General features: G+C 36.4%; 19 protein-coding genes and 1 other annotated feature. Of the genes, 18 read left to right on the forward strand and 1 reads right to left on the reverse strand.

The features are described from left to right. Positions 1 to 104: 104 nt before the first annotated feature. The 4 genes from dhaK to Q0K80_RS02505 all read left to right on the forward strand — a co-directional run bounded on the left by dhaK (position 105) and on the right by Q0K80_RS02505 (position 3,042). Positions 105 to 1,100, forward strand: coding sequence for a dihydroxyacetone kinase subunit DhaK (gene dhaK / locus Q0K80_RS02490; protein ID WP_294602644.1), 996 nt, complete (start codon positions 105 to 107; stop codon positions 1,098 to 1,100). Positions 1,101 to 1,113: 13 nt separating this feature from the next. Continuing rightward, positions 1,114 to 1,698, forward strand: a complete 585-nt coding sequence (dhaL, locus tag Q0K80_RS02495; protein WP_294602648.1) for a dihydroxyacetone kinase subunit DhaL — start codon at positions 1,114 to 1,116, stop codon at positions 1,696 to 1,698. Next, positions 1,695 to 2,066, forward strand: a complete 372-nt coding sequence (dhaM, locus tag Q0K80_RS02500) for a dihydroxyacetone kinase phosphoryl donor subunit DhaM (RefSeq protein ID WP_294602650.1) — start codon at positions 1,695 to 1,697, stop codon at positions 2,064 to 2,066. The genes dhaL and dhaM overlap by 4 nt, the downstream gene beginning before the upstream one ends. A gap of 256 nt (positions 2,067 to 2,322) precedes the next feature. Next, positions 2,323 to 3,042, forward strand: a complete 720-nt coding sequence (locus Q0K80_RS02505) for an MIP/aquaporin family protein (protein WP_046324915.1) — start codon at positions 2,323 to 2,325, stop codon at positions 3,040 to 3,042. A gap of 315 nt (positions 3,043 to 3,357) precedes the next feature. Here the strand turns inward: Q0K80_RS02505 and Q0K80_RS02510 are convergent, their stop codons facing one another. Next, complete coding sequence (locus tag Q0K80_RS02510; RefSeq protein ID WP_294602657.1) at positions 3,358 to 4,251, reverse strand: LysR family transcriptional regulator; 894 nt, start codon at positions 4,249 to 4,251, stop codon at positions 3,358 to 3,360. 415 nt (positions 4,252 to 4,666) lie between these two features. Between Q0K80_RS02510 and Q0K80_RS02515 the strand changes: the two genes are divergently transcribed. The 14 genes from Q0K80_RS02515 to citF all read left to right on the forward strand — a co-directional run bounded on the left by Q0K80_RS02515 (position 4,667) and on the right by citF (position 21,503). After that, positions 4,667 to 5,623, forward strand: coding sequence for a N(4)-(beta-N-acetylglucosaminyl)-L-asparaginase (locus Q0K80_RS02515; RefSeq protein ID WP_294602660.1), 957 nt, complete (start codon positions 4,667 to 4,669; stop codon positions 5,621 to 5,623). 27 nt (positions 5,624 to 5,650) lie between these two features. Continuing rightward, on the forward strand, positions 5,651 to 6,289 hold the full coding sequence (locus Q0K80_RS02520) for a copper homeostasis protein CutC (RefSeq protein WP_294602662.1): 639 nt from the start codon (positions 5,651 to 5,653) through the stop codon (positions 6,287 to 6,289). Positions 6,290 to 6,492: 203 nt separating this feature from the next. Next, positions 6,493 to 6,744 (forward strand) — a binding site (T-box leader). A 93-nt stretch (positions 6,745 to 6,837) separates the two neighbouring features. Next, complete coding sequence (brnQ, locus tag Q0K80_RS02525; protein WP_294602664.1) at positions 6,838 to 8,211, forward strand: branched-chain amino acid transport system II carrier protein; 1,374 nt, start codon at positions 6,838 to 6,840, stop codon at positions 8,209 to 8,211. A 101-nt stretch (positions 8,212 to 8,312) separates the two neighbouring features. Further along, on the forward strand, positions 8,313 to 10,364 hold the full coding sequence (locus Q0K80_RS02530) for a copper-translocating P-type ATPase (protein ID WP_294602667.1): 2,052 nt from the start codon (positions 8,313 to 8,315) through the stop codon (positions 10,362 to 10,364). 186 nt (positions 10,365 to 10,550) lie between these two features. Further along, positions 10,551 to 11,954, forward strand: a complete 1,404-nt coding sequence (locus tag Q0K80_RS02535) for a class II fumarate hydratase (RefSeq protein WP_294602673.1) — start codon at positions 10,551 to 10,553, stop codon at positions 11,952 to 11,954. A gap of 30 nt (positions 11,955 to 11,984) precedes the next feature. Continuing rightward, positions 11,985 to 13,379 carry a flavocytochrome c gene (locus Q0K80_RS02540; RefSeq protein ID WP_294602676.1) on the forward strand — a complete coding sequence of 465 codons (1,395 nt, stop codon included), beginning with the start codon at positions 11,985 to 11,987 and terminating at the stop codon, positions 13,377 to 13,379. Positions 13,380 to 13,770: 391 nt separating this feature from the next. Then, positions 13,771 to 14,700, forward strand: a complete 930-nt coding sequence (locus Q0K80_RS02545) for an L-lactate dehydrogenase (RefSeq protein WP_294602679.1) — start codon at positions 13,771 to 13,773, stop codon at positions 14,698 to 14,700. A gap of 20 nt (positions 14,701 to 14,720) precedes the next feature. Continuing rightward, positions 14,721 to 15,431: an RraA family protein gene (locus tag Q0K80_RS02550; protein WP_294602682.1), complete on the forward strand. Its 711-nt coding sequence runs from the start codon at positions 14,721 to 14,723 to the stop codon at positions 15,429 to 15,431. 5 nt (positions 15,432 to 15,436) lie between these two features. Next, the gene (locus Q0K80_RS02555; protein ID WP_294602685.1) at positions 15,437 to 16,903 is read left to right on the forward strand and encodes a DASS family sodium-coupled anion symporter; all 1,467 of its coding nucleotides are present in this window, start codon (positions 15,437 to 15,439) and stop codon (positions 16,901 to 16,903) included. Continuing rightward, positions 16,904 to 17,698: an alpha/beta hydrolase gene (locus Q0K80_RS02560; protein WP_294602688.1), complete on the forward strand. Its 795-nt coding sequence runs from the start codon at positions 16,904 to 16,906 to the stop codon at positions 17,696 to 17,698. 20 nt (positions 17,699 to 17,718) lie between these two features. Then, on the forward strand, positions 17,719 to 18,774 hold the full coding sequence (gene citC, locus Q0K80_RS02565) for a [citrate (pro-3S)-lyase] ligase (RefSeq protein WP_294602691.1): 1,056 nt from the start codon (positions 17,719 to 17,721) through the stop codon (positions 18,772 to 18,774). Then, the gene (gene citD, locus Q0K80_RS02570) at positions 18,764 to 19,060 is read left to right on the forward strand and encodes a citrate lyase acyl carrier protein (RefSeq protein ID WP_294602694.1); all 297 of its coding nucleotides are present in this window, start codon (positions 18,764 to 18,766) and stop codon (positions 19,058 to 19,060) included. The genes citC and citD overlap by 11 nt, the downstream gene beginning before the upstream one ends. Beyond that, positions 19,061 to 19,975: an aldolase/citrate lyase family protein gene (locus Q0K80_RS02575; protein ID WP_294602696.1), complete on the forward strand. Its 915-nt coding sequence runs from the start codon at positions 19,061 to 19,063 to the stop codon at positions 19,973 to 19,975. After that, the gene (citF, locus tag Q0K80_RS02580; protein ID WP_294602699.1) at positions 19,965 to 21,503 is read left to right on the forward strand and encodes a citrate lyase subunit alpha; all 1,539 of its coding nucleotides are present in this window, start codon (positions 19,965 to 19,967) and stop codon (positions 21,501 to 21,503) included. Before Q0K80_RS02575 ends, citF begins: the two co-directional genes overlap by 11 nt. Positions 21,504 to 21,566 lie beyond the last annotated feature (63 nt).

Below are 21,566 nucleotides of genomic sequence, written 5' to 3' on the forward strand. Positions count from 1 at the left end.
TTGACAAAAATTAAATTTATTAAAGCCAGAATGGTTTATGGCTATCTTACTTGATATAATAAATTATGTAAGCGTTACATTTTTTTACTTAAGGAGCAAGTATCATGAAAAAGATTATTAATGATCCAGCAAATGTTGTACCAGAAATGGTTGAAGGAATGGTCAGATCATATCCCCAATATATTGTCAGGGTTAAGGATACTGAAGCTGTTATGAGAGCAGATAAAGATTCTATGGCGGGCAAAGTCGGGATTGTAAGTGGGGGAGGTTCAGGACATGAACCTACTCACGCTGGCTTTGTGGGCAAGGGAATACTAAGTGCAGCTGTTTGCGGACAAGTATTTACTTCCCCAACTCCAGATCAAATATATGAGGCCATTAAAGCTGTTAATCAAGGTCAGGGAGTTTTTTTAGTTATTAAAAATTATTCAGGCGATGTGATGAATTTTGATATGGCAAAAGATATGGCTGATATGGACGACATTAAGGTCAAGTCAATTGTGGTAGATGATGATATTGCCGTTGAAAATAGTACATTTACACAAGGAAGACGGGGAGTAGCAGGAACATTGTTTATGCACAAGATTTTAGGGGCAATGGCTCAAAATGGTGCCAGTCTAGACGAAATTGATGCAACAGCGAAAAAGGTATTGCCTAATATTAAAACAATTGCGGTTGCTTTGTCTGCTGCTACCAACCCTGAAACAGGCAAACCCGGTTTTGTTCTCAAAGATAATGAAATCGAATATGGAGTTGGTATCCACTCAGAGCCTGGATACCGGCGTGAACAGATTAAACCTGCTAAAGATTTAGTAACTGAGTTAGTGGGTAAATTAAATGATGAAATGCATTTAGATCAAGATAAGAAATATGCCGTTCTGGTAAATGGTATGGGCGCCACACCATTAATGGAACAATATATTTTTAGTAATGATTTGCTAAATAAACTAGCTGAGTTCAATGTCAAACCAGCTTTCATGAAAGTAGGTAATTACATGACCTCACTTGATATGGCTGGTATTTCACTCACAATATTTGAATTAGCAGATGATAAGTGGCTTGAGTATCTTAATCAGCCAGTTGAAACAATTGCTTGGTAAAGGAGAAATTAATATGAGCTTAACAGTTAAAAATGTGATTGAATGGATGAATAACTTTTCTTCCAAAATTGAGCAAAATAAGCAATTTTTAAGTGATCTGGATACTGCGATTGGTGATGGTGACCATGGCTTTAATATGAGCCGTGGTATGACTGCGGTTAGTCAAAAATTGAGTACCGAGCCTAAAACGATTACTGATGCTTTTAAGCAAATCGCTATGACTCTCATTTCTACAGTTGGTGGTGCTTCAGGTCCACTTTATGGAACTGCCTTCTTAGAAATGGCAAAGAAGAGCAGCACAAGTTCAGATATAGGAGATTTACTTGATGCTGCGTTAACAGGTATTAAAAAGCGTGGCGGTGCTGAGCCCGGAGATAAAACCATGGTTGATGTATGGACTGTATTAGTGTCAGAGGTTAAAACTAATACATTAACTCAAGAAAAAATTGATTCAGCTGTAGCGGCGACCAAAGATTTAGTTGCTAAGAAAGGTCGTGCCTCTTATTTAGGCGAAAGATCAAAAGGCCATGTGGATCCCGGCTCACAATCTAGTGGATACCTTTTTAAAGCGTTACTTGAAACAGAAGGTATCTTATGAGTTTAGGTATTACTTTAGTCTCTCATGTTCAAGAGATCATTACCGGTTTGTCTGCGCTCTTGGAACAGGTCGCAAAAGACGTGTCGATCACTACTGCTGGTGGAACTAACGACGAAGATATTGGAACCTGTATGGACAAAATTTTGCAGGCTTTTTCTGAAAATAAAGCTGATGAAATATTAGCATTTTATGATTTGGGCAGTGCTAAAATGAATCTTGAATTGGCGACAGAAATGACTTCTAAAAAAATTCATTTATATGATGTTGCCTTTATTGAAGGAGCATATACTGCTGCCACCTTAATTGAGGCAGGGGTTAAGTTAACCGAAATTGAAGGACAGCTTGAGCCATTAACATTAAAGAAGTAGGATAAATATCAGTTTTATATTGGAAAAATAACGCTAGACGTATCTTAACTTGATTTTAAACGAAAAATTCAGAAATTCTTTTAAATCTTAGATTATAAAATAACAACAAAAAAAGATTTTTAGAAAAATATTTTTATTTAAAGAAAGGGTTTACATAAGTAGAACTTTATAATATATTGAATCTGGGAGTAATTTACTACTTAACATTATTTTGGGTTTCAAAAGGAAGCCCAATAATCGAAGTAGGAGATTAAAAATGAATAATAGCTTAACAATGCAAGTAGTGGGAGAGTTCCTTGGAACTATTATCTTGGTGTTGCTTGGGGATGGCGTTTGTGCCGGTGTCAATTTGAATAAGTCGAAGTCAAAAGGCAGTGGCTGGATCGTTATTTCTTTTGGTTGGGGCTTTGCCGTGACATTTGGTGTATTTTGTGTTAGCTGGCTTTGTCCGGGTCACTTTAATCCTGCAGTGTCACTAGGTATGGCAATTGCCAATAAGTTGCCATGGTCTTCTGTTTTGCCATATATGCTGGCCCAAACAGCTGGAGGCTTTATCGGTGGTATCTTAGTATGGCTAACCTATTTTCCTCACTGGCAAGAAACAACTGATCAAGATGGAATTTTAGGATCGTTTGCTACGACACCAGCTATAAGAAATTACGGTTGGAATTTCTTTACTGAGACGATTGCTACATTTGTTTTGGTATTTGGCTTGTTGGGATTGACTAATACAAAATTAGCTCCAGGATTTAATCCATTGTTAGCTGGATTTTTGATTACAGCGATTTGTTTGTCTTTAGGAGGACCGACCGGAATCGCGATTAATCCAGCCCGTGACTTGGGACCAAGACTGGCTCACCAATTTATGCCGATTGCCAACAAAGGTGGTTCAGATTGGGCTTATAGCTGGGTTCCGATCTTTGGCCCACTTTTAGGCGGAGTAATTGCTGCATTATTGTTCAAAGTTATTGTATAAAAAAAGCATAAGCTTTTAATAACACCTTCAAATTTCTAAAATTTGGAGGTGTTTTTTGTATCTAATCCGTTTTTCCTATTTGGTCTGATTTTACTGAAAAATAAATCTTTAAGTTTTTTAAAAATTTAAATTTAATTCTTGGACTAAGGCTATATTAGTCAATTAGAATATTCGAGTTGAGATATTTTAAAGATCCGATTGATAAAAAAGACCCTCCTCATAGTAAAAGTAGGAAAGGGTCACTAATTAAAAATTTATCGGTTGCATTTGCTTTAATTGACGTATTTAAATCACTTTGATATTTGAGTTTTTGATCTATCGGTAGTCATCAGGCTTAAAATGACGCAAAATGTTGATTCCCTTTTGCTGGTATTTATTGGGAATAAAACTTTTTCTCATTGCGATTTGCATGTAGGCCCAAAGCCTTTGACCTGGTTTTAAATGAATAACATGAATACCTGAAACATCTTTGAGACTGCTCTCCATTGCCAGAGCAATCCCCACATTACGTTTTACTAAATCAATTAGGAGCTTCATTGTTGTTGCAGTATAAGCAATTTGGGGTGTGAAATCACCTAAATTTGCCACTTGCTCTAAACATTCCCGGGTCAGATACCCCCTTTTACGAGCAATAAATTTACGGTTGCGTAAATCAGCTGCACTTACTTCATGAACATCATGCCATTTATCAGTTTTACTAGTAATAGCTACTAATTCAGTTCTCTGCAAATTATGAATATAATATTCTGGATCGTTAATTGGAACCATCCAGGAATAAATAGCTACATCAACTCTGCCGTTTGTTAAGTCGGAAAAAGCATTAGCTGAACGTTCAATTTTGGAATCAATTAAATTTGCAATCCCCGCTTCATAAAACTGTTGAATAATATCGGCAATATACAAGCTTCCGGCTTCGCCAGAAAATGCCAAACGGATTTTTTTATCACTGGCGTGCATAACATCATAATTAATACTAGCAATGTCCTGTAACAAAATTTTTGCTTTGCGATATAGTAACTCACCTGCATCAGTTAATGAGATCTTACTCTTACGATTTTTTTGCAAAATTAAAGGATCTTTGAATTTATCCGCTAAACGTTTAATGGCCATTGAGATGGTAGGCTGCGTTACGTCAAAAAAGTTAGCAGTTATAGTATAATTGCCAGTTTCAACTAGTTTACAAAAATATAAGAGATCTTTTTCATTCATTTTAACTTCCTATATAAATATATCTTTTTTAATTATATTAAATTCAACTATAATATACAAGAATGAGTTGCAATATAAAGCATTTTTGAGTCTAAAATATAGTATTAAATTTAAAATCGGTGAAATTTTATTAAAAGACGTTTCTAACTTGCATATAAAAACAAAGTGGCAATAAAAATTAGATTTCAAGTTAACTTTCTAAAATTTTAATGCTCACTTACTAAACATTTTTTTGTTCTGTTGAGCTTAATCTTGTAACGTTATTTAAAGTAATTTGTTATAAAAAAATAGTTTATCACCAACAATTTTCACTAGAACAGGTTATATTCTACTTTAAAATTGTTTTAGGCGCTTGTTTTTTGCTGCTTTAGTTTAGTATTATTAAAACTATATTGAATTAAAAAAGGCGGTTTAAATGAATAATTGGGCTGTAATATCAACTTGGAGTATGTCGTATGACGGATTGGTAAAAGCGGCAGAACTGTTGAAAAACGATGCAAGTGCTGGGGATGCTGTTGAAAATTTGATAAAAAAAGTTGAATCATATCCCCTTTATAAATCCGTAGGATATGGTGGACTTCCTAACGAAGATGGTGTTGTCCAAATGGATGCTGCATTCATGGACGGTGACACCTTGGCACAAGGTTCTGTAGCTGCGATTGAGAATGTAAAACATGCTGTTTCAGTTGCTCGAAGACTAAGCTTAAATAAGACTAACAGCTTTTTAGTCGGAGAAGGAGCGACTAAATACGCAATGCAAAATGGCTTTGAAATGACCAATATGTTGACTGAAAGAGCCAAAACTATCTGGCAGAACAAAGTAAAACAGCAACTTCAATCAGGCCTGCATCCTTATGATGGTCATGATACTGTAGGAGCATTAACTCTTGATCAAAATAGTTCGCTGGCAGCTGCTACATCAACTTCAGGATTATTTATGAAGAAAAATGGTAGAATTGGCGATTCACCATTATCTGGATCTGGATTTTATGCAGATAGTCACATTGGAGCTGTTGCTGCAACTGGACTAGGAGAAGACATCATGAAAGGCTGCCTTTCATATGAAATTGTCCGTAAAATGGCAGAAGGAAAGTCTCCCCAGGAAGCCTGTGATGCTACAGTTTACTCATTTTGCAATGATTTAAAAAAGCGTTATAGTCAGGTAGGGGAAATTTCCCTCATTGCTTTGAATAAAAAAGGCGAGTGGGGCGTAGCGACCAATGTTGAGTTTCCTTTTTGTATTGCTGATAAAAAGCGAAAACCTCAGATATTAATGGCAAATCCCAACCTTCACAATAAAACCAAAATTGAACCAATTTCTCAAACCTGGTTAGATGACTATCAAAAGAAAATTAATGCTCCTGTAAAGTAATCATTGCTAAGAAGAAAGTGAAGTTAAATGTTAAAAGAAGCATGTGTAGAAAATTTTGCTAAAGTTCCTTATGTAATTAATAAAGGTGCTGACAGAATTGAACTAAATAATAATTTAGCATTAGGTGGCACCACGCCTTCTTATGGGGTAATCGAAAAAGCAGTTACTTATGCCTCTAATTTTCAAATACCTGTTATTGTGATGATTAGGCCAAGGGGTGGAAATTTTTGTTACAGTGAAAGTGAAATAGAAATTATGGCCAGTGATTTAGAAATAGCAGCTAAATTAGGTGCTCAAGGAGTTGCCTTTGGCTGTTTAACCGCTCAAAATCATTTGGATAAAGCAAAAATGGAGCGTCTTATTTCACTAGCCAGATCTTTAAATATTGATGTTGTCATGCACATGGCTTATGACGCAATACCTTTAACTGAGCAAGAAGAAGAACTAAACTGGTTAGTGAGTAAAGGTATCAAGAGAATTTTGACACATGGTGGTGATTTATCAACTCCTATTTTAAAAACTGTTTCTCATTTAAAAGAAATTATTAACTGGGCAAACGGCAAGATAGAAATATTACCAGGTGGCGGCATTACCGCCAAAAATAGAAGTCTAATTGCTGAAAGATTGCATGTAGACCAGTTACATGGTACAAAAATTGTGGAATGAAATTAATTTTGTTTTTAACACAGGTAAAAATTTGATTACTGAAAAATAATTGCACATCAAAATATACAGCCATTGAAAGCAATAAAGCATTAGTTTTATTTGTTTACAGAAGCTAAAATAAAAGCATTAGGTATTGACTTAATCATTTCACTAAAAATTTAGTTGACAGGAAATAAGTCATTGATTAAAATATCTTTAATATTGATAAAGCGATGAAAAGATAAGTAAGTTTGCAAGTAACGTTTTAGAGAGTCCTGTTGCTGAAAAGGGACCGTGATGGTAAGCTGAAAGTAACTTTGAGCTATATGGTGAATGTTAGTAGCTATTATTGGGTACACCCATTAACGTGTTAGCGTATCGCAGTATGCCGTACGTGAAGTGACTGTGTATTTTATCGTCTTTTAGTGATAATTATTGCAGTAATTTAGGTGGTACCGTGCTTAAGCACCCTTGATTTTCAAATCAAGGGTGCTTTTTTATTTTCTAAATAAAATTTATCAAGGCCCTTTATCTATATTAAGCGTTTATATTTATCAGGAGGAACTGTAATGGAAGAAATTGAAAGAGATGTTAATACCAAGCCTTTATCTTGGAAACAATATTTAGTAGTTGCATCATTGCTATTCGGTCTATTTTTTGGTGCAGGTAATCTGATTTTCCCAATTCATTTAGGCCAGCTTTCAGGAGCAAATTGGGGAATGGCCACTTTTGGCTTTTTAGTAACGGCTGTGCTTTTGCCACTATTAGCTGTTTTAGCTATTAGTGCCAGTCATGCTAAGGGGGTTTATGATATTGGTAAACCTTTGGGAAATAGTTTTGCTCTTGCGTTTATGGTTTTAATCCACTTGACACTAGGACCATTATTTGCCACACCACGGACCGCGAGTATTTCCTTTTCAGTTGGCTTGCAACCGGTATTGCCGAAATCGGCAACTAAGCCAGCACTTTTAATATTCTCGGCAATATTTTTCATTTTGGCTTTTATTATTTCTTATAAGCAATCTACGATTTTGACTAGTATTGGTAAAATTTTAAATCCTTTGTTTTTATTACTGTTATTTTCAGTTTTTTTATTAGCTGCAATTTCACCAATGGGTGCTGCCAGAAATCAAAATGTTACCGCGGCTTATCAAAGTGCGCCTTTCTTTAATGGCTTTTTAGAAGGATATAACACTATGGATGCACTGGCTGGTTTGGCTTTCGGCTATACAATAGTTTCAGCCGTAAGACAACTTGGTAAAACTTCTGCGAAAAGTAACGCAAAAGTGACTGCCAGAGCTGGTGTGATTGCTACAGGTGCAATTGGCATCATTTACGTTGGTTTAATTTGGGTTGGAGCAACGACATTAAATCAATTTAAAATTTCTGCTGAAGGAGGAACTGTCTTTAACCAAATTGTTACATATTATCTGGGTGACTTTGGTCATGCTTTACTTGCTACGTTAGTTACATTAACCTGTTTAACTACTGCAGTCGGTTTAATTGCCGCATTCGCGCAAGACTTTCACCGCAGTTTTAGTAAAATTAGTTACCATGGTTGGCTGACAATTATGACTATTGTTTCCTTCATTACTGCTAATTTTGGTTTAGACACAATTATTTCCTGGTCAACACCAATGTTAATGTTTTTATATCCAATCGCTATGGTATTGATTATATTGTCAATTTGTGGTTCCTTATTTGACCATGATCCAGTTGTTTACTTTTGGGGTATCGCCTTTACTTTTATTCCGGCCGTTTTCGATATGATTGCGTCTTTTCCTGCGCTAGTTAGCAAACAAGCCTGGGCACTACAATTAAGAGCATTCCAATTACAATTTCTTCCTTTTGCGGACATAGGTATGGATTGGGTTATTCCAGCGGTTATCGGTTTAGCAATCGGTTTAATCATCCATTTTTATCATAAGCAAAAAAGTAATTAATTGTGTAAATATTGTTCGATTTCTCAAGCGCATCTTTTGACAACAACTGTTTATAAAAGTAGATTAAAGAAAAAGCAATCTGTTTAATATAAAAGGTAGGATTGAGTAATTTGAATAATATGAACATGAATCATAGTGAAAATATGAATCATTCAATGAACGCTGATTCTTCAATGAAAATGGGAAATCAGGACATGATGATGCATGGCGGTCATATGATGCATATGGGTAATTTGAAAAGAAAGTTTTGGCTTTCATTAATATTATCTTTGCCAATTATCTTTTTGTCGCCTGCAATGGGAGTTCATTTGCCATTTCAATTTTCATTTCCAGGTTCTGAATGGGTTGTAGCCATTTTTGCCACAATTCTTTACTTCTATGGCGGTGAGCCCTTCTTATCAGGTGCATTTTATGAAATAAAAGCAAAAAAGCCAGAAATGATGACTTTGATTTCTTTAGGGATTACTACTGCTTATATTTATAGTATTTATGCTTTCGTTGAAAACAATTTACTAAACAGCAAAGTTCATGTAATGGATTTCTTTTGGGAATTGGCAACTTTAATTTTAATTATGCTTTTAGGACATTGGATTGAAATGAAGTCCGTAATGAATGCGAATAGCTCAGTTCATGATTTGGCAAAACTTCTGCCAGATAAAGTTCACGTTCAAAATAATGGCCGAACTGAAGACGTAGCAATTAATGCTGTCCAAAAAAATGCTGTTATATTAGTCAAAGCCGGTGAAAGTATCCCACTTGATGGCGTGGTATTAAATGGTTCAAGTCAAGTAAATGAATCGCTCGTCACTGGAGAATCGAGTGCAGTTACGCGCAAAGAAAATGACAAGGTAATTGGTGGCTCAATAAATGGCTCTGGTACTTTAACTGTCAAAGTTACTAGCTCCGCAAATTCAGGCTTCTTGGCCAATGTTAATAAGTTAGTGCAATCTTCTCAAATGAATAAATCGCGGTTGCAAAACTTAGCCGATCGGGTTTCCCGCTGGTTATTTTATGCTGCTCTTATTTTTGGTATTATAGCTTTAATTGTTTGGACTAGCTTACGCGGAATTTCTGGTGGTCTTGAACGGATGGTAACTGTGTTAGTTATTGCTTGTCCTCATGCACTCGGTTTGGCTATTCCTTTAGTAAATGCTAAGAGTACCTCAATCGGTGCTAAAAATGGCTTATTGATCAGAAATCGCAACGTGATCAGCGTCAGCTCTAAAATTAATTATTTGCTTTTAGATAAAACTGGCACTCTGACGGAAGGCAAGTTTCAAGTGCGCAAATGTGACAGCTTGAATAAGTCGTACAGTGCAGATGAAGTAATTAAACTGATCGCTTCACTTGAGCAAGATTCTAATCACCCGATTGCGCAAAGCATTTTACAGTTTGCTAAGGAAAAAAATATTGAGCTCTATCCATTGTCAAATAGTAAGTCTTTGGATGGTAAAGGAGTCTCTGGAACTTTAAATGGAAAGGAATATCAACTTGTAAAAGAAAAAGCTGCTAGAAGTTTGGTGGGTCATTTCCCGGAAATTGATGCTTTAAACTACACTTCCAGCTATTTAGTTGCAGGAAATGAGCTTATAGGTTATGTAGCAGTTGGTGATGAAATAAAGAAAAATGCAGCAGCTTTAATTAAGCAAATTAAAGATCTTAACATTACACCGGTGATACTAACTGGTGATAATGAAAAAGTTGCTCAGAGTATTGCGCAGAAACTTAAAATTTCTGAGGTTCACTCAGGCTTAATGCCAGATGACAAGCAAAAAATTGTCGCACAGCTTCAAGAAAAAGGAAACAAAGTCATGATGGTGGGAGATGGGATAAATGATGCTCCTAGCTTAGCTAAAGCTGACATTGGTGTCGCTATAGGAGCAGGAACTGATGTTGCCGTGGACTCAGCTGATGTTGTTTTAGTGAACAGTGAACCATTTGATATTATCAGTTTCCTCAACCTTGCACAGCATACTCAAAGAAAAACCATTGAAAACTTATGGTGGGGAGCAGGCTACAATATCATAGCTTTACCACTGGCAGCAGGTATACTTGCACCTTGGGAAATTTTGCTATCGCCGGCTGTTGGAGCGATTTTTATGTCATTGTCAACGGTCATCGTAGCTATTAATGCTGAAACACTAAAAATATAAAATTCTAATTAAGGCACTTAATAAGAGTGCTTTTTTGATAAAATAAAATTAATTTTAAAATTTCAAAATGATACCCCTTTTATTTTAAAATATTGAAAATAAGACTAAAAACTTGTATTATGAGTGCATGAGAATATTACTGCTTTTAATGGCTAAAATACTAACATTTGAAAAAGGAGATTTAGTATGAGTAAAGAAGAATACCGTGTTGAAAGTGATACAATTGGCCCCGTTAAAATTCCTAAAGATGCATTGTGGGGTCCTCAAACTGAAAGAAGTCGTAACAATTTTCCCAGTGGTGAATTAATGCCGCTTGCAATTATTCGTGCTTTTTTACATTTAAAAAAAGCTGCAGCTGAATCGAATGTAGAAGTTGGCGCTGAACCAGCAGAAAAAGGGCAGGCTATTGAGGAAGCAATAGATCAACTATTAAAATTAGATGATCATGAATTGCGTCAAGATTTTCCTTTACACGTATTACAAACCGGTTCTGGTACTCAGAGCAATATGAACGTTAACGAAGTAGTAGCAAATCTAGCTAACAAGATGTACCCAAATTTGGATATTTTACCCAATGATGACGTTAACAGAGGGCAATCTTCAAACGATACTTATCCAACAGCAATGAATATTGTGGCAGTTGAAGCTTTAGATAAGCTTGAACCTGCCGTGCAACATTTAATTGACGAACTCAAAATTAAGCAGACCAAATATTGGCAAACCGTCAAAGTTGGCCGTACTCACTTGCAAGATGCTACTCCGATAACTTTTGGGCAGGAGATTTCAGGTTATATTTCAGCTTTAAAACATGATTTATCTTATATCCAAGAGCTTAAGCCTACATTATATGAACTGGCAATCGGTGGTACTGCTGTTGGAACAGGCCTTAATGCTGCACCTGGAATGACTGTCAAAATTGCTGACAAACTATCTCAAGTTTACGGCCATGATTTTAAAGTTAATACCAATAAATTTTGGGGTTTAGCTCATCATTCTGGCATAGATGTTGTCCATGGTGCTTTAAAAACTTTGGCTGCCGACATGTTTAAGATAGCCCAAGATATAAGATTCTTGGCATCAGGTCCAAGGGCAGGCTATCATGAACTTAATATTCCGGCCAATGAACCGGGTTCTTCGATTATGCCTGGCAAAGTTAATCCTACACAAGCTGAGGCCGTGACTATGGCAGCTGCAAAAGTTTTTGGCAATGATACTACTATCACTTTTGCTTGTTCTCAGGGTAATTTTGAAATGAATGTTTATAAAACTGTCATGATCACAGCTTTTCTGGATTCTTGTGACATTTTAACCGGTACCATTAAAGGTTTTGCTGATAAAATGATTGCCGGCTTAACAGTAAATGCTGCAAAAATGGACAATTTACTTGAAAGTTCTTTGATGACAGTGACGGCTTTGTCACCTCATATTGGCTATCATGCAGCTGCTAAGATTGCACAGACTGCGGATAAAGAAGGAACAACGCTTAAAGAAGCAGCCCTTAAAAGTGGCAAATTAACCAAAAAGGAATATGATGAATGGATGGATTATATGGAGATGACCAATATATCTCAGACTAATCCTGAAAAATAAATCTTTTAAATTTCTGTAGAGGAGAAATCAATGGGTAAATTTGTTTTTACGCCTAATAAGGCTTCTGAAATACAAGAAAGTTACGACGCAATTATAATCGGTGCAGGTGGTGCCGGCTTAACTGCAGCGATTCAGGCTCATGAATTAGGACTGAATGTTGCTGTCTTTGAAAAGAATTCTGATTTAGGTGGGAATACAAACAGGGCTTCTTCTGGAATGAATGCTTCTGAAAGTCTTGTTCAAATAAAACAAGGAATCATAGATGATAAAGAAGATTTTTACCGTGAAACTCTCAAAGGCGGAGGAATGATGAATGACCGCGAACTTTTACGCTATTTTGTCGATCATTCTGCTCTTGCCATAGATTGGCTAAAAGATCACGGTATAGAGCTAACTAATTTAACTATTACAGGTGGGATGAGCAAAAAGAGAGCTCACCGTCCTGCTTCAATGGCACCGGTAGGCAATTATTTAGTAACTGGAGCTTTAAAGCAAATACAAAAAGATAAAATACCAGTTTTTAATAATGTAAAAGTAACTAAGCTTTTACAAGATAACAAACAGCAAGTAACTGGTGTTCAGGTTGATACTCTGAATGGACAAGTAAAAGTGAGTGCAAACGCTATTCTTTTAGCTTCTGGTGGCTTTGGTTCATCTAAAGAATTAATTAAAAAATATCGTCCTGACCTTGTAAATTATCAGACTACGAATCAGCCTGGTGCTACTGGCGATGGCTTAAAGCTTGCTAGTCAAATTGACGCTCAGTTAGAGCAAATGGACTTTATTCAAGTGCATCCAACTGCTCAAACTGATACTGACCACGTCTACTTGATAGGAGAAGGCTTAAGAGGAGAAGGAGCTATCCTCGTTAACAAATCTGGTAAAAGATTCGTCAACGAGTTAAGTACACGTAAAATTGTTTCTGACGCAATTAGCAACTTAGACGAAAACGGTGCTTTTTTGGTTTTCGATCAAGGTATTAGGAATAACTTTACTGCCGTTGAATTTTATGACCACGTAGGATTGGTTAGTCATGGGGAATCAATTTCTGATCTAGCTCAAAATATTGGTGTCACAGCTTCGAACTTGAACGAGACTATTACTAATTGGAATGAGTCAGTCAGAAATAAAACAGATAAAGAATTTGGCAGAACAACGGGAATGGAGCATAAAATTGCGCAGGGACCATTCTTTGCAATTCATATTAACCCGGCTATTCACTATACTATGGGTGGTATCCATATAAATCCCCAAACTGAAGTTTATGATACCGATGGCAATATAATTAAAGGCCTCTATGCTGCGGGAGAAGTTTCAGGCGGGTTACACGGAAATAATCGAATTGGTGGCAACTCAATTGCTGAAACAGTCATTTTTGGTAGGCAGGCAGGAATACAAATGAGCAAGTTTGTCAAAAATCAATAACTATAATCAACTAAACTAACGCTTAAAAAGTAACTGTCAGCTGGTGGCAATCTTGATAGTTTTTTCAGATTCCACGTTTTGTAAGTCGTGGTTTTGCAACTGATTTGTCTATTAAAATTATAGCTTTACATAAACAAAATTATGTTTAATAAATTTCTAGCTCTTTGTCGTTTAGCAGCGGCGAAGGGTTTTTTGTTTTTGGTTTTAAAAAAACGCTATGTCAAAAATATTAATTTTTACCTTATTAACGAACCGAATTTTAAATATGTAAGACTTTTTTTATTTTTAAAAAATAAATTATTTATTTTAAATATTGCAAATATCAGAAATACAATTTATAATGTGGATGTAAAGGATTACATTTTTAGAAAATTCGAAAGGAAATGACTTAATGAATAAGAAAGTATTATTGGTTGGAGACGGAGCTGTAGGTTCAACTTTTGCAAATGATTTGCTGCAGCATACTAGCGTTGACGAGTTAGTAATCTGTGATGTGGTCAAGAAACGTCCGGTTGGAGACTCACTGGATTTGGAAGATATACTGCCTTTTACAGGTGAGTGTAATATTCATTCTGGTGAATACTCCGATGCAAAAGACGCTGCTGTGGTTGTTATTACAGCAGGTGTTCCCCGCAAGCCAGGAGAGAGTCGGCTTGATCTTGTGAATAAAAATGTTAGCATCTTGAAAAGTATCATTCAACCAGTAGTCGAATCGGGTTTTGATGGTATTTTCCTAGTTTCTGCTAATCCAGTTGATATATTGACAACTTTAACTCAAAAACTATCTGGCTTTCCTAAAAATAAAGTAATAGGGACGGGGACTTCGCTTGACACTGCTCGTTTAAAAGTAGATTTAGCTAGGAGATTAAATGTTCCTGTAGCTGAAATTAATTCTATGGTGTTGGGCGAACATGGTGATACATCATTTGAAAACTTTGACGAGTCAACTGTTAGCGGTAAATCACTAAAAGAATTTGCTAATATTGATAATGATATTTTGAACCAAGTGGAACTGAATATTCGTCAAAAAGGTGGAAATATAATTGAAAATAAAGGTGCAACATTTTATGGCATCGCGATGATGTTAACGCAAATTGTTACTGCAATATTGACTAATCGTTCACTTGCTTTGCCTTTATCTGCACCGATTAATGGTGAGTATGGTATTAAAAGCAATCTTTATTTAGGCACTCCTGCAGTAATCGACGGATCTGGAATCAGTCAGGTAATTGAGACTGAACTTTCAGAGCCTGAAAAGGCAAAGATGGTGGACTCAGCTGCCAAAATGCAGGAAGTACTGAATAATATTGCTTTAGATTAATTAAAAAGAAGGCAAGAATAATGCAGGTTGGAAAGAGAATTTTTTTACAAAGAAAGCTTCCTCCAAAAGAAGTAATCTCTGCATATAAAAAGCTGCCATCATCAAATGTAGCTGACTGTATGAATAGGACAGGTGCAATGTCGCCCAGAATCAGACTGATGTCACACCCACATGAAGAAATGTGTGGTCCAGCTTTTACAGTCCATAACCGCCCAGGTGATAATTTAACTATTTATGCAGCCTTAAAATATTGCCAAGTAGGTGATGTGGTTGTCATTGATAATGAAGATGATAATACCAGGGCAGTCATTGGTGAAGTAATGATGACATGGCTGCGTGATCAAAGACATGTGGCTGGTGTAGTAGTTGATGGGCCAATAAGAGATATTGATAGTTTAAGCAACTGGGATTTGCCTATTTATGCTGTAAGTACCACTCCAGATGGCCCTTATAAAGAAGGGCCAGGAGAATTAAATGTACCGGTTTCTTGTGGTAACGTTAGTGTTAACCCCGGTGACGTCATTTTAGGTGACGCTGATGGTGTTATTAAAATTGCTCTGGAAGAAGCAACTGAGTTGTTGCCGGTTGTTCAGGATTTTCATGAAAAAGATGAAGTAAAAGCTGCTAGTTTTCATGATGGTTCAGGAAATATAGATTGGCTTGATGATGAATTAAAGAATAAGAATTATGAAATTATCGACGATTTTTATCGCCCGCAAAATTATAGGTAATTACTATGAAAACACTTGAAAAAGTTAATTATAAGGGCTTCGTTTTACCTTTAGTGATTGGCGTTATCCTATGGTGCATCACACCGTTAAGACCTAGCGGCTTGTCTGCTCCAGCATGGGAGATGTTTGCCATTTTTGTAGCAACTATTGTTGGCTGTATTACAAAGCCTTTGCCAATAGGTGGCACTACTTTAATTGGACTGATAGTCACAGTTTTAGTTGGTTTGGCTCCAATCAAAGATGTTGTAGATCCAAAAACTGGTAAAGTAACTTCTGGTATTCTCAGCGCCTTTAGTAATTCTGCTTCTTGGCTAATTGCTATGGCTTTTATCATGGCATATGGTATTAGCAAAACCGGTTTAGGTAATCGAATCGCGTATTGGATGATTAAAAAATTTGGTAAAAAGTCCATTGGTATTGGCTATGCTATTACCGGTTTGGAATTAGTTTTAGGAGCTTTAATACCATCAAATAGTGCACGTACAGGTGGTGTAGTTTGGCCGGTGACTGAATCAATCTCTAAAGATTATGACTCTCTTCCTAACGACCATTCAAGAAAGAAAATTGGAGCTTATCTTAGTTTTACCGCCTTCCATGCAAACATTCTGTCAACTGCTCTATTTATTACGGGTGCTGCTCCTAATATGGTGGCATCCCAAATGGCAGCACAGAAAAATTATAATATGACTTGGATCAGTTGGTTTACGGCAGCAATAGTTCCTGTTCTAGTTGCAACTATTATTATTCCAATTGTGATTTATAAGATTTTTCCTCCAGAAATTAAAGAAACTCCCAATGCTAAAAAGTGGGCCAGTGACCGTTTAGCAAAAATGGGACCAGTGACAAAACCTGAAATGATTATGTCAATAGTATTTTTGCTGGCTATAATTTTATGGGTTTTATCCGGAATCTTCAAAATACCTCAATTAGATTCTACTTTTGTAGCCTTTTTGGCTGTTGGCTTGTTGCTGCTAACAGGCGTCTTAACTATGAAAGATGCTTTAAACCAAACTGGAGCTTGGAACATTCTAATTTGGCTGTCAATTTTAATATTTATGGCAAGTAAACTTATTTCCTTTGGCTTCATTGATTGGTTCTCCAAGACTATTCAGACTGGTCTTCACGGAATAAGCTGGCAAATAGTATTAGCTGTTTTAGTGATATTGATGTTTTACACCCACTACTTCTTTGCCAGTGGTACTGCACATATGACAGCATTATACCTGCCATTCTTATCTGTTGCTGTTGCTACAGGAGCTCCATTAGGATTATCAGCTATGCTCTTGGCGTTTACCGGAGCAATTAATGCTTCAACCACTCATTATGCTAATGGACCGGCTTCTATATTAGCTACAACAGGTTACATTAAGCAGAGTGAATGGTGGAAATATAACTTTATCTTAGGAATTCTTTATTTACTGATTTTCGGTGTGATAGGTACTTTATGGATGAAAGTTATTGGAATTTGGTAAATGCTTAAGGCAAATAACTTTATAACTAATGATGGTATTCGAATATCTTATTACGATACATTAAAAAGTGGTCAACCTATTTTAGCGGTTCCTGGCATAGGTAGTTCTGCAATATTATGGCAAGAGGCTGTAAGTCTTTTTGCAGAAGATTACCGCTTTATAATAATTGATCCTCGAAATCAGGGACGTTCTCAAAGAACGTTTAAGGGGCAGCGTATTAGTCGCCATGCAGCTGATCTAGCTGAGCTCATTAGCAGATTGGATTTAAAAAATATTATTGCTGTTGGTAATTCCATGGGAGCCGCAAACATTTGGGCTTATGTTTCACTATTTGGCTCGCAAAGATTGCAGGCAATTGTTGACTTAGATCAACCTCCAAAAATGGTTCAAGACAGCACTTGGCACTATGGATTTAAAGATCTAACTTGGAAAAATTATCCGGTTTATTTAAAGGCAGATCTTGGCAACGGTATTTTTGCTCATATCAATGATGAGATGTTTAAAAAGGCTAAAATTGAAGCTCAAAAATATCCGTATAATGCCGAAGAAAATTATCTTTGTCGAATAGATCATGCTGAGCAGGATTGGCGGGACGTTTTAATTAGCTTGAAAGTTCCTATGCTAGTTTTAGCAGGACAAAATTCACCCTTTTTTGATTATCATTTTGCCTATGCTATGAGGGAATTAAATCCTAAAATTTCCACAGGAATAATAGCAAACTGTGGTCACTTAATTCAGGCGGAACAGCCTCTGAAAATGTATAAAGAAATTATGAAATTTTTGCAAGAATTTTAGCTAAAGTGAGAACCAAATAAATGGATAAAACTATAGACCTTAATTTAACTTTCCCAGACACGAAAGCAAGATGGGAAAATTTCTTAATTAATCATGGTATTAAAGATTTCAGCTCCCGCGAAGTTGACGTTCTCGATCATACTATTGGCTTAATAGATGAAGATGGCCATTTGGTTGGAACTGGTAGTATTGCTGGCAAAGTTCTGAAATACATAGCTGTGTCAAATGATGATTCTGTTCACGGGGCACGCTTTAATCAAATAGTTTCGGCTCTACAAGAATACCTTTTTGGTCAGAAAATTTATCATTCATTCGTATTTACCAAAGCCAAATATTCGTCTAGTTTCACCCATTTAGGTTTTAATGAATTGGCTCATACTGATACTGCGGCTTTTTTAGAAAGTGGAACACCAAGTACTCAAGACTTTTTAGCCAAAATACCTAGAATTAAAAACCTAAATCAAAAAAAAGTTGCAGCAATTGTTATGAATGCTAATCCCTTTACTTTGGGCCACCAAAAGTTAGTAAAACTGGCAAGTAGTGAAAATGATTTGGTTTATGTTTTTGTAGTGGCTACAGATGCTTCTCTATTTAAAACATCTGAAAGAATGGATTTGGTAAAAAAAGGAACTGCCAACTTTAAAAACGTGGAGGTAGTTAGTGGTGGAGATTACCTGGTTTCACGCTCGACATTTCCGGCTTATTTTTTAAAGTCACCTGATGAACTAATTACAACGCAAACCGAGATTGATGCTTTAATTTTTAAAAATATTATTGCACCAAAATTGACAATTAAGAAACGATATCTAGGTACTGAGCCATTTTCAAGGACAACTAATTTCTATAATCAAAGTTTAGAAAAAATACTTAGTCCTAGTATTGCCGTTAAAATCGTGCAACGTTTCCGTGACAACGAAAAAATAATTACGGCAACTAGTGTGCGCCAATTGATCAAAAATAGTGATTTAAAAGATATTTCCACTCTAGTTCCACCAACTACAATGAATTTTATAAATGAAAATTATCAAATTTTACAAGAAAGAATCAAGAAAGGAATGAACATTGATGGAAATTAAAACTGTTGGAGTAGCAGGAACATTAGAATCTTCAGATATTCAGATAATGATCTCTGCTGGTCAAAATGGGATTGAAGTTGATCTGGATTCAGAGGTAGCTAAATCATACGGTGATCAAATTAAAAAGGTAATAACAGAAACACTTAATAAATTTGGTATTACTAACGCAAAAGTTAAGGCTACTGACAAAGGAGCTCTTGACTGCGTGATTGCTGCAAGAACATTAGCAGCTGCTCAAAGAGCAACTGAAACTAATGACGAACCAAGATTGGAGGTATTGCAATAAATGACTTATGTTAAAAATCGTTTGCGTCGAACAATGATGTTTGTACCAGGTAATAATCCTGCAATGGTTAAAGACGCTGGCATTTATGGAGCGGACTCTATTATGCTGGATTTAGAAGATGCAGTTTCGTTAACTGAAAAAGACGCAGCCAGAATGTTAGTATTTAATGCTATTAAAACAGTTGATTTTGGTGGTGCTGAAATAGTTGTTAGAATTAATGGTCAAGACACACCTTTTTATGACGAGGATGTCAAAGCCATGGTTCGCGCTGGAGTAGATGTTATTCGTCTTCCTAAAACTGAATCGGCCGCTATGATTAAAAAATTAGTGGCGGATATGGAAAATGCTGAAGAACAGTATGGCGTTGAAAAGGGCTCAATTGGTGTTATGGCAGCGATTGAGAGTGCAAAAGGTGTTCTCAATGCTCCTGAAATTGCAACTGCAACCCCATTAATGATGGGCTTAGCTGTTTCAGGTGAAGACTATACTGCTGATATGCACACACACCGTTATCCGGATGGACGAGAACTTGAATTTGCCCGCAACTTGGTTTTGCAAGCTGCCAGAGCAGCCGATGTTTATGCCTTTGACACTGTATTTTCTAATATGAATGATACAGAAGGATTTTACCGCGAAACAAAATACATCTATGAACTAGGTTATGATGGTAAGTCTTTAGTTAATCCAAGACAAATACCTATGGTTAACAAGGTATTTAACCCTACTAAGGAAGAAATTGAAAATGCTCTTTCTGTCCAAAATGCTATTCAAGAAGCAAAGGCAAAAGGCTCAGGCGTTATTTCAATGAACGGTAAAATGGTCGACAAACCAGTTGTTGAGAAGGCTAATCGTGTTATTGAAACTGCTAAAGCATCGAATTTAATTGATGAGGAGGGTAATTACATTGGAGAATAAAGTAAAACGCAATTTGCCAGATGATTTAATGACTAAGATGAATCTTAAACCGTTTGAATCTGTGGAAATAGGTAACCCTGAAGTAAAGAGAGTGGCTCCTAAAGTGCAAGTTACCACGGGCGAATCAAAAGTGGTAGATTCTTTAGAAGATGTAATTAAGAAGACTCTAAAAGACGGTATGACTATTTCTTTCCACCATCATTTTAGAAATGGTGATTTTGCTTTTAATAAAGTAATGAATTTAATTATTAAAATGGGTTATCAAAACTTGACATTGGCTCCATCTTCCTTAACTGGTGTTATGAATGACACGGTAATTGAAGCAATAAAAAAGGGCGTTATCACAAATATCACCTCATCTGGAATGAGAGGTAGTTTAGGTGATTTTGTTTCCCACGGTGGCTTGAAAAATCCAGTAGTTTTCCGTTCTCATGGCAATAGGGCCCGTTCTATTGAAGAAGGGGAAATCAAAATTGACGTGGCATTTTTAGGAGTTCCAAATGCTGATCCTGCCGGTAACGCCAATGGTCAAGAAGGGGATGCAGTTTTTGGATCCTTGGGCTATGCTTTGATTGATGCGCAATTTGCGGATAAAGTGGTTTTACTCACAGATAATATTGTTGATTATCCAAATACACCTGCCTCAATTAAACAAACTCAAGTCGATTATGTTGTGAAGGTTGATCAAATTGGTGATGCTGATAAGATTGGTTCAGGAGCAACTCGTTTCACTAAAGATCCTAAAGAACTGAAAATTGCACAAACTGTTAATCAGGTGATTACAAATTCACCATATTATAAACAAGGATTTTCATTCCAGACTGGATCTGGTGGAGCTGCATTGGCAGTGACCAGATACTTAAGAGAATCTATGCTAAAGGATGGGATTAAGGCATCATTCGCGCTCGGCGGTATCACTAAGCCTACGACTGATCTCCTTGAGGAAGGCCTGGTCAAGAAAATTATGGATGTTCAGGACTTTGACAAGGGTGCTGCAGCTTCAATGGCCCAGAATAAAAACCAACAGGAAATTGATGCTTCCTGGTACGCTGATCCTCATAATAAGGGAGCTGTAGTAAATAACTTAGATGTGGCCATTCTCTCAGCTTTGCAAATCGATACTAATTTTAACGTTAACGTAATGACAGGTTCCGATGGTGTTATTCGTGGTGCCATAGGTGGTCACCAGGATGCGGCTGCAGCGAAAATGACTATTATCACTGCTCCGTTAGTACGTGGCCGCAACGCTACAGTAGTTCCAGAAGTAGAAACAGTCGTTACACCAGGAGATTCAATTGATGTTTTAGTGACCGAAAGAGGAGTTGCGATTAATCCCCGCCGTAAAGACTTAATAGCTGCTTTTGCTAAAGTTCCCGAGCTCAATATTGTTGACATCAAAGAACTGCAAGAAATGGCGCAAAAACAGGTTGGAACTCCAAAGCCTATAGAATATACTGATCGTGTTGTTGCCTTAGTTCAGTATCGAGATGGCACTATTATTGATACAATTAAGCAAGTAAAAGATTAACTAATTATTTTGATAAAGTGTGAGAATGAGGGTAAGACTTGTTCTCACGCTTTTTAGTTATAA

This window comes from uncultured Lactobacillus sp., assembly GCF_945290125.1.
GTDB classification, from domain to species: domain Bacteria; phylum Bacillota; class Bacilli; order Lactobacillales; family Lactobacillaceae; genus Lactobacillus; species Lactobacillus rizhaonensis.

Excerpts from the sequence above, each read along its gene's own strand:
- dhaK (WP_294602644.1), top strand. The coding sequence starts at position 105 with ATGAAAAAGATTATTAATGATCCAGCAAATGTTGTACCAGAAATGGTT.
- dhaL (WP_294602648.1), top strand. The coding sequence starts at position 1,114 with ATGAGCTTAACAGTTAAAAATGTGATTGAATGGATGAATAACTTTTCT.
- dhaM (WP_294602650.1), top strand. The coding sequence starts at position 1,695 with ATGAGTTTAGGTATTACTTTAGTCTCTCATGTTCAAGAGATCATTACC.
- Q0K80_RS02505 (WP_046324915.1), top strand. The coding sequence starts at position 2,323 with ATGAATAATAGCTTAACAATGCAAGTAGTGGGAGAGTTCCTTGGAACT.
- Q0K80_RS02510 (WP_294602657.1), bottom strand. The coding sequence starts at position 4,251 with ATGAATGAAAAAGATCTCTTATATTTTTGTAAACTAGTTGAAACTGGC.
- Q0K80_RS02515 (WP_294602660.1), top strand. The coding sequence starts at position 4,667 with ATGAATAATTGGGCTGTAATATCAACTTGGAGTATGTCGTATGACGGA.
- Q0K80_RS02520 (WP_294602662.1), top strand. The coding sequence starts at position 5,651 with ATGTTAAAAGAAGCATGTGTAGAAAATTTTGCTAAAGTTCCTTATGTA.
- brnQ (WP_294602664.1), top strand. The coding sequence starts at position 6,838 with ATGGAAGAAATTGAAAGAGATGTTAATACCAAGCCTTTATCTTGGAAA.
- Q0K80_RS02535 (WP_294602673.1), top strand. The coding sequence starts at position 10,551 with ATGAGTAAAGAAGAATACCGTGTTGAAAGTGATACAATTGGCCCCGTT.
- Q0K80_RS02540 (WP_294602676.1), top strand. The coding sequence starts at position 11,985 with ATGGGTAAATTTGTTTTTACGCCTAATAAGGCTTCTGAAATACAAGAA.
- Q0K80_RS02545 (WP_294602679.1), top strand. The coding sequence starts at position 13,771 with ATGAATAAGAAAGTATTATTGGTTGGAGACGGAGCTGTAGGTTCAACT.
- Q0K80_RS02550 (WP_294602682.1), top strand. The coding sequence starts at position 14,721 with ATGCAGGTTGGAAAGAGAATTTTTTTACAAAGAAAGCTTCCTCCAAAA.
- Q0K80_RS02555 (WP_294602685.1), top strand. The coding sequence starts at position 15,437 with ATGAAAACACTTGAAAAAGTTAATTATAAGGGCTTCGTTTTACCTTTA.
- Q0K80_RS02560 (WP_294602688.1), top strand. The coding sequence starts at position 16,904 with ATGCTTAAGGCAAATAACTTTATAACTAATGATGGTATTCGAATATCT.
- citC (WP_294602691.1), top strand. The coding sequence starts at position 17,719 with ATGGATAAAACTATAGACCTTAATTTAACTTTCCCAGACACGAAAGCA.
- citD (WP_294602694.1), top strand. The coding sequence starts at position 18,764 with ATGGAAATTAAAACTGTTGGAGTAGCAGGAACATTAGAATCTTCAGAT.
- Q0K80_RS02575 (WP_294602696.1), top strand. The coding sequence starts at position 19,061 with ATGACTTATGTTAAAAATCGTTTGCGTCGAACAATGATGTTTGTACCA.